General features: G+C 61.4%; 15 protein-coding genes. 6 read left to right on the top strand and 9 right to left on the bottom strand.

The window, feature by feature from the left end; all coding sequences use genetic code 11:
• Nucleotides 1–60: 60 nt before the first annotated feature.
• On the bottom strand, nucleotides 61–1,701 hold the full coding sequence (locus MCUTH_RS08455; RefSeq protein ID WP_066958039.1) for an MBL fold metallo-hydrolase: 1,641 nt from the start codon (nucleotides 1,699–1,701) through the stop codon (nucleotides 61–63).
• A 151-nt stretch (nucleotides 1,702–1,852) separates the two neighbouring features.
• On the opposite strand from MCUTH_RS08455, the gene MCUTH_RS08450 reads away from it, so the two are divergent.
• Entirely contained in the window at nucleotides 1,853–2,419 is a 567-nt protein-coding gene (locus tag MCUTH_RS08450) for a hypothetical protein (RefSeq protein WP_150468726.1), read from the top strand.
• 5 nt (nucleotides 2,420–2,424) lie between these two features.
• Here the strand turns inward: MCUTH_RS08450 and MCUTH_RS08445 are convergent, their stop codons facing one another.
• Nucleotides 2,425–3,933 carry an SLC13 family permease gene (locus MCUTH_RS08445; RefSeq protein ID WP_066958035.1) on the bottom strand — a complete coding sequence of 503 codons (1,509 nt, stop codon included), beginning with the start codon at nucleotides 3,931–3,933 and terminating at the stop codon, nucleotides 2,425–2,427.
• A gap of 242 nt (nucleotides 3,934–4,175) precedes the next feature.
• Between MCUTH_RS08445 and MCUTH_RS08440 the strand changes: the two genes are divergently transcribed.
• Nucleotides 4,176–5,189: a DUF3821 domain-containing protein gene (locus MCUTH_RS08440; protein WP_066958033.1), complete on the top strand. Its 1,014-nt coding sequence runs from the start codon at nucleotides 4,176–4,178 to the stop codon at nucleotides 5,187–5,189.
• A gap of 5 nt (nucleotides 5,190–5,194) precedes the next feature.
• Here MCUTH_RS08440 and MCUTH_RS08435 read toward each other — a convergent pair whose 3' ends face one another.
• The 6 genes from MCUTH_RS08435 to MCUTH_RS08410 all read right to left on the bottom strand — a co-directional run bounded on the left by MCUTH_RS08435 (nucleotide 5,195) and on the right by MCUTH_RS08410 (nucleotide 11,374).
• Complete coding sequence (locus MCUTH_RS08435) at nucleotides 5,195–5,497, bottom strand: HEAT repeat domain-containing protein (protein ID WP_066958031.1); 303 nt, start codon at nucleotides 5,495–5,497, stop codon at nucleotides 5,195–5,197.
• A complete protein-coding gene (locus MCUTH_RS08430; RefSeq protein ID WP_066958029.1) occupies nucleotides 5,494–5,850 on the bottom strand; it encodes an STAS domain-containing protein in 357 nt (118 codons plus the stop codon). Before MCUTH_RS08430 ends, MCUTH_RS08435 begins: the two co-directional genes overlap by 4 nt.
• Nucleotides 5,851–5,942: 92 nt before the next feature.
• Complete coding sequence (locus MCUTH_RS08425; protein ID WP_224732789.1) at nucleotides 5,943–6,947, bottom strand: DUF333 domain-containing protein; 1,005 nt, start codon at nucleotides 6,945–6,947, stop codon at nucleotides 5,943–5,945.
• Between the two features lie 115 nt (nucleotides 6,948–7,062).
• Nucleotides 7,063–8,880 carry a DUF2207 domain-containing protein gene (locus MCUTH_RS08420; RefSeq protein ID WP_224732784.1) on the bottom strand — a complete coding sequence of 606 codons (1,818 nt, stop codon included), beginning with the start codon at nucleotides 8,878–8,880 and terminating at the stop codon, nucleotides 7,063–7,065.
• 12 nt (nucleotides 8,881–8,892) lie between these two features.
• Nucleotides 8,893–9,468, bottom strand: a complete 576-nt coding sequence (locus MCUTH_RS08415) for a LemA family protein (protein WP_394326389.1) — start codon at nucleotides 9,466–9,468, stop codon at nucleotides 8,893–8,895.
• A gap of 229 nt (nucleotides 9,469–9,697) precedes the next feature.
• Nucleotides 9,698–11,374 carry a PAS domain S-box protein gene (locus MCUTH_RS08410; protein ID WP_066958027.1) on the bottom strand — a complete coding sequence of 559 codons (1,677 nt, stop codon included), beginning with the start codon at nucleotides 11,372–11,374 and terminating at the stop codon, nucleotides 9,698–9,700.
• Nucleotides 11,375–11,871: 497 nt separating this feature from the next.
• Between MCUTH_RS08410 and MCUTH_RS08405 the strand changes: the two genes are divergently transcribed.
• From MCUTH_RS08405 to MCUTH_RS08395, 3 genes are read left to right on the top strand one after another with little or no spacing between them, the layout of a single operon-like run.
• Nucleotides 11,872–12,228 (top strand): STAS domain-containing protein, encoded by a 357-nt coding sequence (locus MCUTH_RS08405; protein ID WP_066958026.1) that lies wholly within the window; start codon nucleotides 11,872–11,874, stop codon nucleotides 12,226–12,228.
• Nucleotides 12,229–12,238: 10 nt separating this feature from the next.
• Nucleotides 12,239–13,606 carry a PP2C family protein-serine/threonine phosphatase gene (locus MCUTH_RS08400; RefSeq protein WP_066958024.1) on the top strand — a complete coding sequence of 456 codons (1,368 nt, stop codon included), beginning with the start codon at nucleotides 12,239–12,241 and terminating at the stop codon, nucleotides 13,604–13,606.
• Nucleotides 13,606–14,016 carry an ATP-binding protein gene (locus tag MCUTH_RS08395; protein WP_066958022.1) on the top strand — a complete coding sequence of 137 codons (411 nt, stop codon included), beginning with the start codon at nucleotides 13,606–13,608 and terminating at the stop codon, nucleotides 14,014–14,016. The genes MCUTH_RS08400 and MCUTH_RS08395 overlap by 1 nt, the downstream gene beginning before the upstream one ends.
• Here MCUTH_RS08395 and MCUTH_RS08390 read toward each other — a convergent pair.
• Nucleotides 14,008–14,847, bottom strand: coding sequence for a nucleoside 2-deoxyribosyltransferase (locus tag MCUTH_RS08390; protein ID WP_066958020.1), 840 nt, complete (start codon nucleotides 14,845–14,847; stop codon nucleotides 14,008–14,010). The genes MCUTH_RS08395 and MCUTH_RS08390 overlap by 9 nt on opposite strands.
• Before the next feature lie 35 nt (nucleotides 14,848–14,882).
• On the opposite strand from MCUTH_RS08390, the gene MCUTH_RS08385 reads away from it, so the two are divergent.
• Nucleotides 14,883–15,374 (top strand): DUF367 family protein, encoded by a 492-nt coding sequence (locus MCUTH_RS08385; protein WP_066958018.1) that lies wholly within the window; start codon nucleotides 14,883–14,885, stop codon nucleotides 15,372–15,374.
• Nucleotides 15,375–15,500 lie beyond the last annotated feature (126 nt).

Raw genomic sequence — 15,500 nt, 5'->3', positions numbered from 1 at the left:
TCATTACGATCACCTAGAGTCCGGGTGCCCGGAATAAGTAGTTTGCCCTGGAGATCCGGGTCAGGTGGGGGCGGGGCGGAGGAGGAGGTGAAGCCCCGCCCCATCCTCCGGAACCGCAAGCACCGCTCCCGAGAGCCCTAACTTCCGCCGGTAGAACCGGAGCCTTCTTGCCGGGAGGGGGCCGGATCCGCGGATCAAGAGCCCGACCGCATCCCCGCTCCGCCGGAGCGTGAGCCTGATCTTCTGGGTGCCGGAAGCCACCATATCCTCAAGAACCCCGGCGACCTCGTCGGAGAAGCGTTCCCGGTCGATCATCGCCAATGGAAGGGTCCCCTCTGCCTCGACGGAGATATCGACGTCCTCAAAGAGCGGGAGGTAGGCGAGCCGGGAGACAAGTTCCGCCCGGTAGGCCTCCGGGTCGTCGGCGGCCTCGATGAACGCCTCGTCCGAGAACGGTGGGTTTGAGAGATCGTCGATGAGGCTGGAAAGGACCGCCGGAAGGTCTTCCGGGGAGAGGTGGGGGGTCTCACGGTAGCCGAGGATTGTCTTCATAAAATCGGTGAGCAGCCGGTCGGTCCGGCGCAGGAGCGATGCGTCGACGACGTGGTTGAGCCGGTCCCCTGCAAAGTGGGCCTCAATCCGCTGGATAACCTGGACTGCCTTGAGGACGAGCTGGACATCGATTTTGGTCCCCGCCCGAAACTCATCGGCGAACTGTGCAAAATCGGCCAGGAACTCGTCGATCCGGTCTGCCTCAAGAAGCGTCAGGTAACGCTGGGCCTCTTCGGTCTCACCAAGGTCCTCGAGACGGTAGGCGAGGGCGTAAAGCCGCCCGCCAATCACCGCAAAGGTCCGGTTGGCCTCCAACAGCAGGTCGACGGCGTGCTCCAGGGAGTCGGCGAGCCGTTCTCTGTTGAAGACGCCGATATCCGCCATCCTCTTTGCATCGGCCTCGAGCCGGTCGAGGAGCGGCGGCATTGCAGCGGCCGGGATGCTCCTGCCGTGGCCCGGGCAGCAGAGGGTCACGGGTTCGTGAGCGAGGATCCAGCGGACGCGCCTGACGGACTCAAGCAGCGCCGGCTGGTCCCACCCGGAAAGTCCCGCAACTCCTGGGTTCGCTGAGAAAAGGAAGTCACCGATGAAGAGGTATTCCCCAAGCTGGATGCAGATGCTGTCGGGGGAGTGCCCAGGGGTATGGTAGACAAAGAGGTGATCCCCGGATTGGAGCGGGATCCTCTGCCGGTAGAGGAGGGTGCCGCCGTCCATCTCCAGGGTCTCGCGATCGGCGGCAAAGAGGTGGAGATTGACCGGGAGCGGCTCAATCTCCCTTCCCATCAGATCCGCAATTGTCAGGACTGCATCACCGGCCTCAAGCACCCGGGCACCCTCCTCCTCTGCGGCGACGGTGAGCATCGGGAGGGACCGGAACCGTCGGTCCCGGATGGCCTGGTAGCAGTGATCGACATGGCAATGAGTGAGGAAGAGGAGGACCCCACGCGGGCCTTCCTGGAGGCTCTCCTCGATGAGGGCCAAAATTCGGTTCATCTGGTCGGCGTCCGCCCCGGTATCGATGAGAAGAATCTCATCGGGCATCCGGATGACGTAGGCGTTCGAGCACGTGACGTCCGGTTTCCGGAGGAAGGGATATATCTCGGCGCCGGAGGTCCCCGGCACCGGCTGCCACTGTTGGTCCTCAAGCATTCTCTACACCTGAAAAGGAATGGTAAAGAGTGTTCGGCCGTACACGAGAAAAACTCGGCGGATTTTGTCGTGGGATGGAGGTTTCCGCCGAGATCCCCGGCAGGGGCGGGAGGGGATATGTTTATCTGGCGCTGCGGGAAGAGGGGTGCAGGTGAAGATGAGGATGAAGACCAGAATGGTTCTTTTGACCGCTCTCGTGCTCGCGGCATTGGCCTGCAGTATTGCCGCCGCTCAAGAGGTGACCATCAACGAGATCGGGGACGTCGCTGTTGGCGAGACGGTCGTCATCAACGGGACGACGAACATCGAGCCGGGCAACAGTCTGCTTGTCAATATAGCAGCGATCGGGTTTGCGCCGTCGAACGCGTCCGCACCGGGCGGAGTGGAAGGCACGTCCGGGACGGCCATCGTCGAGGAAGGAAACGCTACCGCAAACATCTGGTCGTTTGAGGCCGACACAACCGGGTTTGAACCGGGTGAGTATATCGTGACCGTCGAGTGGGTCGAAGGCGACGCCGTCGCAAGCGCGACCTTCAACATCACCGAGGGAGAGACCGCCACCCCGGGAGAGACCGAGACGAGCCCGGCGGCCACCCCCACCACACCGGCTACAGCGACGACTGAGCCGAGCCCCACACCGACCACGGCAGGGCCGGCTGCGCCGTTTGCGGCAGTCTTTGCGGCGGCAGCTTTCGGTTATCTGCTGAAGAGAAGGTAGGGAGATCAGAGCGCCCAGGCAGGGAGATCCAGGGGGACTCCGATCGCCCAGAGGACCAGGGTGAAGAGGAGGACAGTCCAGAGCACGACCCCGATCATATTGAGCGCCCAACCCGACCGGAGGAGGTCTCTTGCGGAGATATAGCCGCTTCCATAGGCGACGGCGTTCGGCGGCGTGGCGACCGGGAGCATGAAGGCTATCGAGGCGCAGACCGCCGCGGTCATCATCAGATAGATCGGGTTGACTCCCACGCTGACGGCCGTGGCGGCCATGATCGGCATCATGACGGCGGCCATGGCGGTGTTCGAGGTGACCTCCGTCGCAAGCGAGACTCCCAGAGCCACGATGAGGATCAGGAGGACGATCGGGAGGGCGTGGATGAGGGTGAGGGACTCGACGATCGTCGCGGCAAGCCCGCTCTGAATGAACCCGTTAGAGAGGGCGATGCCGCCACCGAAGAGGAGCAGGATACCCCAGGGGATCTTCACCGCCCACTCCCAGTCCATCGTGAAGACTCCCTTCTTCGCATCGACCGGGAGGAGGAAGAGGAGGAGCGCTCCAAAAATCGCGATGGTCGAGTCCTTGATCCCGGGTACGAGCATATCGAGACCAGGGATGATGAACCCGCCGATCTCTTTTGTCTGGGCAAATATCCAGCCAAGAGCGGTCAGGGCAAAGACAATGAGCGTCCACCGCTCACCCGACGAGATCGGACCGAGTTTTTCAAGTTCTTCCTGGATGATCCCCTTTGCGCTCGGGAGGGTCGTCACCATCCGCCGGTAGGGGACCTGGGTGAGCCAGAGCCAGGCAAGAAGGATGAATACGGCGGCGAACGGGACGCCGAACTTCATCCAGGTGAAAAAGTCGATGGTGGGCGCGTCGGGAAAGAGCGTCGCAAGCTGGGAGATGAAGATCCCGTTCGGGGGCGTCCCGATGATCGTGGCAATCCCCCCGATGCTTGCCGCATACGGGATGGAGATGATCAGGCACTTTGCAAGCGCTGCCTCCTTTCCTTCGAGGTTCTCGAGTGCGTGGTCGGTTCCGGGGAGAATTGTCAGGATGATCGCGACCGCGATCGGGATCATCATCATCGCAGTGGCGGTATTCGATATCCACATCGAGAGGAAACCGGTCGCGACCATGAATCCAAGTACCAGCCGCCGGGGGCTTGTCCCCACGATCCGGATGATATGCAGAGCGATCCGCCGGTGCAGGTTCCAGCGCTGCATCGACATCGCGATGATAAATCCGCCGAGGAAGAGGAAGATCACTTCGTTGCCGTAGGATTCCGCCACCTTCACCGGAGAGAGGATCCCGAGTACCGGGAAGAGGACCAGCGGGAGCAGCGCGGTTGCCTCAAGGGGGATGACGCCGGTGACCCAGAAGAGGACCATAAGGACGGTAACTGCAGCAACGGCCTTCGCCTCAGGCGAGAGGATGCCGGGATCGATAGGGATCGCCAAAATTGCGAAGAATATCAAGAACGATGCAATGATAAAGGCGACCTTATTCATCACCAGATTTTGGAGAATTGATTATTTAAGCATAGGGAACCGAATCGGATCGGTTTTTGTGGGCATCCACCGGCAAACGGCCACCACGTATCGCCGGATCATCGGTACTCGGGCCTCGCAGCCGGTCGGTCCGCCCTAGAGAGAGTTCCCGGGATAACGCCACAGATAAGGATCGGACGATACGGCGGATCCCGGGTCGCGTCACACCAACCTATATCTGTACAATAAGCACACGGGAGATCATGACGCCAGAGAGGAACCCCGGGCGAGCGATCATCATCCTGCTCGCCCTCTGCCTGCTTGCCCTCTGTGCAGGGCCGGCTGGTGCACGCGGACCGACGATCAGCGATATCCAGCCGTATGACACGATCTTCGTCTACGAAGAGGGGCTGAACCTCACGCAGCTCCGCGACCCGACCACGAAGAGCCCCATCACGGCGCTTCAGAAGTACCAGGACGACAACCCTGACCGAGGGGTCACGAGAAGCATCCCTGTCGCTGACGATACCAACTTCGACGTGCAGGAGTTCCTGGTGCGGGGGGATTACGGACCCTACTACGCCTTCAACCCCACCGACGGCAACACAGCGCTCGTCTTCATCCGCGAACCCGAGATCTTCCTTGACGTGGTGCTTGCAAACCCCAACCACAACGAGCCCCTGGCAGGGCTTACGGTCTCCCCGAACACGAGAATTGCCTTCCGGGTGGTCAGTCCCGATGTCGGGGCATTCTATCGGACGGACAATCTCTATCCGGCGACGATCGACCTCGTGCTCACCACGCCGGGCGGGGCTGAGACGACCAGGATCGGAGGTCTCAACTTCGCGGGGCTGAACGTCAGTTCGACCCGGTTCTACACCGACGATCCCGGAATGCCCGGGGCAATCCGGATCGGCGACCTCGGTGCGCCGGGGACCTACTCAGTCCGGGCTGTATGGAGTACACCGGCAGGATTCGAAGCGAACGCTCCCGACTCCGAACCGGTGACGTTCACGGTCGCCAACCGTGTCGGGGTCGATACCACCCCAACACCGGCACCCACCGTGACTCCGACTCCAACACCGACGGCAACCCCCACCCCGACGACACCGCCCACGACCGCCCCGACGGCAACAGAGACCGCCACACCACCGGCCCCGACCGGGACTGAGACGACGGTGCCGGCAACCACCACGCCGACCGAAGCGCCGCTCCCGGTAGGGCTTGCAGTCGTAGCGCTCGGTCTCGCGGTCCTCCTCGTCGGCAGGCGCCGCTGAGATACTCAACAGAACCGGCAGCCGCAGCACCCGGCCCCATCCCGGATCCGGCGCAGAGCAGCTGCCGCCCATTTTACAACACCAGGATCGGGATCATCGAGCGCCGCGGAGAGCGCCGGGACCGCGGCCGTATCCCCGTTCATCCCGAGGGTGTAGGCCGCCCACATCCGGAGTCGGGGGTCAGGGTCCTTGAGCGCGGCTAAAAGCGCCGGGAGGGCGGCCGGGCCCAGGGAGGCGAGGGATTTCGCCGCCTCCATCCGGTCAGCGCTTCCGCCGTCGCGTAAGGCGTCAATCAACTCTTCGATCACTGCGACTCTTTCTCCTTCTGCTCAAACTCGGCAAAGACCTCGTCCAGGCCCACGTAGACCGGGAAGAGCTCGTGGACGCCTGCAAGCAGGAAGACTCGCTGAACCTCGGGCGAGAGCGAGCAGAGCGCCATCTCACCATTCGTCTGGCGCAGGTCCCGAAGCTTTCCAATAAGCACGCGTAGACCGCTGCTGCTCATGTAGACAGCTTTCTCCAGGTTGACGAGCACCCGCCTCCCGCCCCGGGCCAGAACCTCAGAGAGAGCCGTATCCAGGCGACCCGCCGATTCTGCATCGATCCTCCCGTCCACCGATACGATTGCTGTACCGTCCTGTTCGCGGACTGTGACATCCATGATCCTTCTATCGGCGCGGGAAAGAAAAAGGCACTCGTTTTTGGGCGCGTGATTGGCGTGATTCAAAAAAGGTGAGTGGGTCTGCCGATCTCTCAGAGAACGGCGATGATCTCGACCGGGGTGCCCCACTGCTGGATGGTCACGGTATCGCGGGCGATCTCGCCTGCGAAGGTGATCCGAGTACCGTCGACGCGGTAGGTCTCGTTCAGGTTGAGCGGAAGGTAGTCTTCACCGTCATCGGCGACGATCCCGTAGAACCCACCCTCGAGGTCGACGTAAGTGACCGTCCCGGTTGTTGCAACGTAGGTGGCGTTCTCTGCTTCATCGATGGCGATGACCTCGACCGGCGTCCCCCACTGCTGGATGGTCACGGTACCCTCCCGGACCCGGGCAACGAACGTCACGTTCGCTCCGTCTTTCTGCCAGGTCTCGTTCAGGTTGAGCGGGAGATACCGCCGGCCGTCGTCGGTGATGATCCCGTAGAACCCACCCTCGAGATCGATGTAGGTGATTGTCGCGTTTCCGGCAATGAGCTGGACCCCCGCGATCCGCTCGATTGAGCGGATCTCGACCGGGGTGCCCCACATATGGAACCCTATAGCGTCCTTTGCCACGTCGGCGCTGAACGCCACCCGGATTCCGTCAACCTGGTACTCCTCCGGGAGGTTTGTGGGCAGATACTTCCCGCCGTCGTCGGTGATGAGGCCATAGAACCCGCCCTCAAGATCGATGTAGGTGACCGTGGCGTTGGCTGTAACCGTGCGGGGAGTATCGTCCGTCTCAATCTCGATTATCTCGACCGGCGTCCCCCACTGCTGGATGGTCGCCGTCTCGCCTGAAGGTTCAACGACAAACGTCACCCTGAGACCGTCCTGCTGGAACTCCGCCGGGAGGCTCGCAGGCAGATAGCGTTCGCCGTTATCGGCGACGATCCCGTAGAATCCGCCCTCAAGGTCGACATAGGTGATTGTCCCGTTCCCCGCGATGCGGTCGGCCGGACCACCGCCCGCCTTCTCGGCGGCCATGCACCCGCAGGCGATGATCGCACCAAGGAGAGCGAGGGCGATGACTAGGTAGCTTGGATGTGCTCGCGTCATAGGCTTCAACAACGAACTATTCTATCGCTGCAGGTAAGTAGGTTACCTTAACTACGAACGTATTCGAACCCATCCGCGCAGCGGGGCCGTATACATCGAGCGTAGAAAAAAGGAGTTATCTTCCCCCGACGCCGCCGCCGCCAAAACCGCCACCGCCGCCGAAGGACCCGCCACCGCCAAAACCGCCACCGCCGCCGGAAGAGGGCGGTGAGTAGAGGACGATGGGGGCAAAGATCACCGGCATGTTCGAGTAGAGCGGCATCCCGACGTCCGGGAGACTGATGTTTAAGTTCTTCATCGCCTCCTCGACCTTATCCCCAAGACCGAGCGCCGTTCCGTAGACCAGCCACTCTCCCCATATCGAGAGATCAGCAGGTGAGTACTGCCGGATCAGGGCAAGGTCCGAGAGGAAGTTGGCGAACGCGTCCCACTCGAGTTTCTCCTTGTAGTGGTCGTCCCTCCAGAAGCCGAAGAGCGGCGAGGGGAAGAGAGCCGCAATCCCGACCTGGACGGCGACGACGAAGGAGAGGAGGGCGGCCGGTATGAGGAGGTAGGCCGCTCCCGGCGCGAGGATGAAGAGGAGGATCGCAAGCGCACAGGGGATGGCGCCGAGGAAGATGAGCGGGAGGATGGTCTCCCGGCCATCACGGACGTACCGCCGCGAGAGGGTTGTGTCCACGTCGCGGGTCAGGGCGGCAAACGACTGCTGATACTGCAGGATCCGGTGCTGGTAGCCCGGGCTCCGCCGCGCGGTCTCGGCGAACGCCTCAAGTTCAGCGGTATCGACGATATGGTCGTCTGCGATGTGGCCCAGGAAGTTGAGCACCCGCTGCTCGTAGGGATCGTCCGACTCGTTTGAGATGATCCGGACCGTGACCCCGCCGCCCTCCGGTTTCTCCGCAACAACGATCTTCTTTTTCCGGTGAAGATCGAGGACCGTCGCATAGAACCCATTCTCGTCGAACTCAAAGGGATCTCCCTTGAAGAGGAGGTTCACCTGCCAGGGTTTGAGCGCGGTATTCGGGGTGAAACTCAGATACTCCGGCACGGTGAAGGGTTTCTCTCTGCCGTAGCGCAGATATATGCCCAGGAGGATGAACGGTGTTAGAAGTACAAGGATCGTCGCAAGGCCGTTGAGGATGCCTGCCGCGGCATAGAAGATCGGAGGCCACCGGTTGGCGTCGGCCGCCTGCTGCTGCACGTTCGGGACGAACTGCGGGAAGGCCTCGATCCCTTCCATGAAGGCGGGGTCGAGGAGCATCTCGACGTTCAGCGCGTCGTCCTGCGACGCACTCCCGGTGATGACGACGGCGTCATCCGTCCGCTCGACATTCAGGGTAGGGGGATGAGTGTAGACCTCCTCGATGCTCCCGGCGAACGGGAGGGTGATCCGGAGATCCCGGTAAGGGACGTGCTCGTCGACGAGCCGGAGGTTTAAGTGCGCCCACTGGTCATCGTACTCGATCGGCGGCCGGATCTGGTAGCGGTATTCCACCGTGTAGGTGCCCGGGGTGAAGTAGTCGGGGTTGTAGATACCAACCTCGCTTGTGAGCGCTAAATTACGGATCGTCGCTAGATCTGCGGAGCTCGGCATCCCGGAGGCGGTCCGCACCTCACCCTCGAAGTCCTTGATGTAGCCTATGGTCCCGGGCGGGGCGGTCATACCGAGAAACTCGATGTGCGGCTGGTCGATGGCCATGAAGGTGAGCGGGTCTGCCCAGTAGCGAAAGAGCATCCGATACTCCCCCGCCGCCCGTACATCATACGTGTAGCGCTCGATGAAGGTCCCGTTATCGTAAAAGACGGCATCGTAGTGCTGGACCTCCAGGTTCCCCTGGAAGAGGCCACCGAGAGCATTTACTCCTGCGACCGCCAGCACCCCGACAAGAAGGGTGATGGCAACAAGGATGGCGATCTGTTGCCGTTCGGTCATACCCATCGCAGATCAGAAGGCTATCTTCGGGGCTCGCTCAATCTCTTCGCCGAACTCAAGGTACTCGAGCTTCGTAAAGCCCATGATCCGGGCGACCAGGTTCGAGGGGATGGTGTCGGTCATGGTATTGTACTGCTGGGCGATGTTGTTGTAGGTGTAGCGGTGCCGGGCGATCTCATCCTCGACATCCTTGACCGCACTCATCAGGTTCTGGACCGTCTGGGAGGTCTTGAGGTCAGGGTAGTTCTCGGCAACCGCAAGCAGCCGCCCGAGGACCGACCGGGACTCACGCTCGAGTTCGTTCAAGTCACCGGGACCGGCGCTGCCGATACGGGCCCGCATCGCGGTCACTTCGGTCAGGGTCTCCTTCTCGAATGCCGCATAGCTCTTCACGGCGCCGAGGAGCTGTTCGATCATATCAAGCCGCTTCTTCATCGCGACCTTCACCTGGCCGACCGTGGCTTCCGCGGAGTTTTTGAGGGAGAAGAACCGGTTATAGATACCTATACCGGCCGCGACGATGCCGATGACGATCAGCACCACGACGACGATAAGGACAAGGGAGATGATGTCCACCAAGGTTGTCACCACTATTCTATGTGCCTTGCAGCGTATTTAAACTGCAGGGATGAGAAAATCTCACCTCAAAACCAAAAATAAAGGAATTCTTGCCCAGATTAATCGGATATAACCACCGCACCCATTCAAAGAGTGCCCTGGTTCAATTCAGGCAAGGATGGGTGAGGAGATCCGAAAAGGCTGGCTTTCACCTCGCCTTTTGGAGCCGGTGTGAATGGGTCGGGGGGAGGAAATCCGGCTACTCCGGGACAACCTCGCCGGAACTCACCATCGCCACGATCTTGCCCTCTTCGTCACGGAGAAGGGCATTGTGCCAGAGGATCGGCTGCTCCCGGCCGCTTCTGGTCAGAACCGGACTCTCCTCGAGGGGAGGAAGATCGTTTTTGCCCGCCATAACCTCAGCGAAATTCTGCGCAAGGCGGTCGCGCAGACGCTCAGGGACGACCGTCGTAAACCAGTTCTTCCCGGTGAGGTCCTTCTCGACATACCCAAGGATCTCACACCCCCGATGGTTGATGAGGTTGATGGTGCCGTCAGCCCCGATCACTGCTATCATTATGCCGGCGGCGTTCAGGTAACCCTGAACCCGGTCACGCTCGGCGACCAGGAGGCTCTCTGCTGCAGCGCGGTCGGTGACGTCCTCGGCGATTCCGAGCATGTAGCGCAGCCTGCCGTGGGAATTGAAGATCGGGATCTTCTTCACCGCAAGGATCCGCCCCTCCGGGAGGGTGATCTTCTCTTCCAGGGCGGTTGATCCCTCCAGCAGCTCCCGATCGCCGTCAACGAAGAAGGCAGCCATCTTCGGTGGGAAGAGGTCGATGGCCTGCTTACCGGCCATCTCCTCCTGTGTCAGTCCGAGGAAGACCTCTGAGGCCCGGTTCGCAAAGACAAAGGTGTTCTTTTCCACCTCCCAGACGAAGACCATGCTCGGGATGTTGTTGACGACCGAATAGAGGAACGACTTCCACTGGGCCACCCTCTTTGTGGCGCGCACCCGTTCGGTGACGTCACGACAGACCATCCGGTAGCCCGTAAAATCGCCGATGATATCGTAGACCGGGGTTCCGCTTACCTCGAGGATGACGGTGCTCCCGTCCCGGTGGTGCATCGTCCACTCAAAGAGGACTTTCTGCTCCGGGTCGGCAAAGAGGGCGGCAATCTGCTCCTTGACCCGCTCCGCCTTATCCGGCGGCATGAAGTCGCAGGGGGTCTTGTGAAGCATCTCCTCGGGAGAGTAACCGAGAATATCCTGGCTTTTTGGGCTGACATAGGTGAATGTGCATGTCTCGTCGACGTTCAGGATCAGGTCGTTGATATTCTCGACGAGGCTCCGGAAGAGGAATTCGCTCTCGCGCAGTGCCTCCTGTGCCCGCCGGCTCTCGGTGATGTCCTCAAGGATGATGGTGACCCCCGGGGCCCCGTCATTGAAGACGGTGGGAAGGAACTTGATCCGGAAGAAGAGTTCATCGTCGCGCCGCAGGAACCGGAGCTCTTCCGTGACTTCACGGCCGTTCAAGGCATCGGTGATCCGGCTCTGTATCAGCGGGTGATCGAACGCGGCAAGCGGGGACTCCTCGATACTTTTTCCGATGACATCGTCCCGTTCTCGCCCCGCAAACTTGCAGGCAGCATCGTTTGCCTGGACAATCCGGCGCTCGCGGTCGAGCACCAGCACGAGATCCGACGAGAAGTTGAGCATGGCAGCGATGGGAACCCTCTGAGAGAGGTAAAAGACCTTGGCCTTTCCGTAGGTCTCCATCTCCACCTGCCCCGATACGAGGAGGACATCCAGATACCGCGAGACCGTGTTTCGATTGATCCCGACGGCGGCGGCAAGATCAGAGACCGACATGCCCCGCGGGTGCTCTTTCAAGGCGCCAAGCAGGAGAGGGAGTGCGTCGGTAGTGCGATCCATGTGCAAACAGAATTTCGCGCCTGAGGATATAGTGCTTTGCAGTGTTGCATGTCATAGTGATTCGCACAATGCTACGCCATAATGCAAAGCAATAGGCGAAAATTATATAAATTAAACAGGGTAACATATGATCCCCCAGCGTCAGGAAACGGGGAATCTCCCTGACGACCCGGGCCACACGGGCACAAGTGGTCCGGACCGGCATTGGTCGGCTGGGCTCGGTGAACGGAACATTCACCACGCTGATTGCACCAACGTCACGATGCGCCAGCATCAGGTGCATCCACAGGCACACCTCAAAAGGCACACCTCTCTAAACACTTATACCGGCACGGTGGGGGGACCCGGGCGGGTGTAACACCCGCCCGGGATTTCCCGCAAACCCCACAATGGTTATCACACACCCGACAATATCCCTCATCTTTTTTGTCCCTCCCCTAAGAGGCCCAAGAATCAGAAAGCAACATCTATCATCCATCAGAATAAAATTTCGTTGAATGTGCGGGCATTTTGAGATCATCGAGAGAAGGATTGACACCGTCGATATCATCGCGGTGAGCGGCAGGCTTGATGCCGGAACTTCCGGACTGGCTGAGGAGCGGATCAACCGGGTGCTCGACGCCGGGGGAAAGTGCCTCCTCATCAACCTCTGCGATTTAGACTACATCAGCAGCTCCGGTCTTCGGGTGCTGCTTGCTGCGCTGAAACGGCTGAAGAAAGACGGCGGAACGCTCCGGATCGCCTGCGGGAATCCGCAGATCCTCGAGGTATTCACCATGGCCGGATTCCACCGGATCTTTTCCATATACAATGACGAGGCGGCGGCGCTCACCGAGCTTGAAGCGGGACCATAGGTAGACCTGTATGGCGTTCTCCGGCATTGGCGACATGTTTTACGTGCTTCTGGAGATGATCTGCGTCGTCATCGTGGTCGCCTACCTGATCACGCGGACGAAATCTTTTACAGAGGTGCTTGAAGGCGCCGTCACCTGGAAGGGCCAGGCGATACTCATCCTCCTGTTTGGAGCGCTCTCCATCTACGGTACCGAGAGCGGCATCACCATTGCCGGAGCCACGGCAAACGTCCGCGACCTCGGTCCCATGGTCGGGGGGCTCTCCTGCGGCCCGGTGGTTGGGCTCGGCGCCGGCCTGATCGGCGCTGCGTACCGCTTCTCCCTTGGAGGATTCACCGCCGTCCCGTGCACGGTGGCAACCATCCTCGCAGGCCTCCTTGGTGGGCTGATCTTCCTTGCCGCCGGCCGAAAGTTCATCGGGATGTACGGCGCGGTCCTCTTTGCCGCCGGCATGGAGATGCTTCATATGGGGCTCACTCTCCTCCTCTGCCAGCCGTTCGAGCAGGCGCTTGCGGTCGTCGAGGAGGTGGCCATCCCGATGATCGTCGCAAACACCATCGGGGTCTTCATCTTCTCGTTCATCATCGGAAACCTGATCACCGAGCGGCAGACGAAGGCCGAGCGCGATACCTACCTCCAGGAACTCGAGCGCAAAAAGGCCGAACTCCGGATCGCACGCGATATCCAGATGAGCTTCCTCCCCGATCGACTGCCGGAGATCCCCGGCCTCGAACTCGCCGCCCTCTCGCTCCCGGCAAAAGAGGTCGGAGGCGACTTCTACGACGCGATCCCGCTTTCCGGGAACCGGACGGCCTTTGTCATCGCCGATGTTGCGGGGAAGGGTGTTCCTGCAGCACTCTTCATGGCGCTCTCGCGGACGGTGCTGCGGGCGAACGCGCAGGTTCCCCGGAGCGCCCGCGAGGCCGTCAGCGAGGCGAACACCCTGATCGCCGAGGACGCGAAGTCCGGGATGTTCGTCACCCTCTTTTACGCGGTCGTCGATCCGGCAGAAAAAACGCTTGCTTACGTCAACGCAGGGCATAACCCGCCCCTCCTCTTTCGATCGGGCGGCGGTCGGCCGGTAAAGCTGAAAGGAACCGGGATCATCATCGGGGTGATGCCGGATGCCGAGTACCGGGAGGAAACAATCCGTCTTGAGAGCGGCGACCTCCTCCTCCTCTACACCGACGGCGTCACCGAGGCGATCAACTCCGCTGAAGAGCAGTTCGGGGAAGAGAGGCTGATCGAGACGGTCATGAGAAGTCGCGATCTCCCTCCAGCCGAGATCGTCGGCCGGGTCCGCGACGCGGTTATGCAGTTCTCAGGCGACGAGCCGCAGTTCGACGACCAGACCCTCATGGTCATCCGGGTGGTCTGATGCCGGAACTCACCGTGCAGGCGGATCTTGCGGCACTCCCGGTGATTGCCGACTTCCTCGCCGAGACCCTTGCGGGATGCGGCGACGACCTCATCTTTGCTGTCCAGCTCGCCGTCGACGAGGCCTGCAGCAACACCATCCTCTACGGTTACCCTGCCGGAGAGGCGGGTACGATCACGCTCACCTGTAGCGTCGATGCCGACGCAGTCCTCGTGACGATCACCGACGACGGCATTCCCTTCGATCCCCTTACCGCTCCGCCGCCACGCCTTGACGTCCCCGCAGAAGAGCGCCCGATCGGGGGGCTCGGGATCCACTTCATCCGGACGGTGATGGACAGCGTCACATACGCCCGAAGGGACGAGAGGAATATCCTCTCGATGGCAAAGAGGCGGAAAGCCTCACCTTGAGGCCAGAAGAAGCGATCCGAGCACCCGGGGGAGGTCCTCTTTCTTCGTGACGACCTCTGCCGACTCCTCAAGCATCAGGTTGACGAGTTCGTGCTGCCCGGCAATCCTGAAGTCGGTCCGGAGGGCGACGACTCTCTTTCCAAGTGCGTAGGCATACCCCATCTCCCAGGATGTCCCGGAATCGGCATCGGCGCCATCGACGACCGCGACGACGAGATCGACGTCCTGGAGAGCCGCAAGGTGCTGCGCAAAGATGGCCCGGTGCTCCTCCCGGCACCGGGTATGGCTTGTGTCCCCCACCTCCTGAGGGAGGTAGACATCAAAGAGGTGTGATTCGAGGAGGTCGTGGATGGCAAGGTTGTAGGTCCTCTCAGCCTCTGAGAAGAGTGGGCCTGCAAGGTAGACCCTGTAGCGGGCGAACTCCTTGACGTCGACCGCCGGGATCTCCGGGAACCGGGCAAGAAAGGCACCGCGTCCCGGCTGTTTCTCGGTCGAGTAGTAGGTGGCGTTCACCCCGCAGGTTGGTGAGGAGTCCACCCCAACGATCGCAAGCGGCGGCTCCCCGCGCTCCCGGATGATCTTTCGGACCTCCGCTTCGAGCCGATCGAGGAGAGCGGCAAATTCGTCGGTCGCAAGCCGCTCAAGATACGAGCCCGGCGGCCGGTCGCGGCCGAGGTAAATCGTCTCCGGGCAGGGGAGCGGGACCATCTCGATCGAGAAGCGCCGGCAGCGCTCTCTGGCCCGGCCAAAGCAGCGGAGATCCTCATCGGTCGTGATTCCGCGGGCGCGGCACGCGGGATCCTCTATGCAGGGAGCGATGAGCACGTACATTGATAGTACCTGGGCGGCGTACCATAACAAGACAGATGATACCGCTCTATGCTTACCGTGACAACACCTGCGATCCGCGGAAGTGTACGGTAAAGAAACTCGCACAGCGCGGGCTTCTCCGGATGGTCACAAGCATCGCAAAGATCCCCCGCTCGACCCTCCTCCTCGACCCGACTGCGGAGAAAGCGGTCTCCCCCGCCGACCGGAACCTCCCCTCGATAACCGCGCTCGACTGCTCCTGGGAGGTCCTCGATACCGGGGCCGTCGCTTCCTGGCGCAACCGCCGGGCGCTCCCCTTCCTTGTGGCCGCAAACCCGGTGAACTTCGGCAGGCCGTTCCGGCTCACCTCGGTGGAGGCGATGGCCGCGACGCTCTACATCCTCGGCGAGAAGGAGCAGGCTCACGATATCCTCGCCCCGTTTGGATGGGGGCTCCGGTTCCTCGAGGTGAACGCCGATCCCCTCGAGGACTACTCGCGGGCAAAGGACAGCGCCGAGGTCGTCGCCCTCCAGGCGCTGTATATGTAGCACCGGCCGAGCGTCATTCCGGTGATGGCGGCGGCCAGCGATGGGGACCATCTGATCCGCTGATGGAGAAGACCGGGAGACTCGGGGTGCAGGACCGGAAGAGAGTGCCGATCCGGTTCGGCGAAA

It is taken from the genome of Methanoculleus thermophilus (genome assembly GCF_001571405.1).
GTDB classification, from domain to species: Archaea; Halobacteriota; Methanomicrobia; order Methanomicrobiales; family Methanoculleaceae; genus Methanoculleus; species Methanoculleus thermophilus.
The sequence above is the reverse complement of the archived record's forward strand: the minus strand, read 5'-3'. Positions and strand labels throughout refer to the sequence as shown.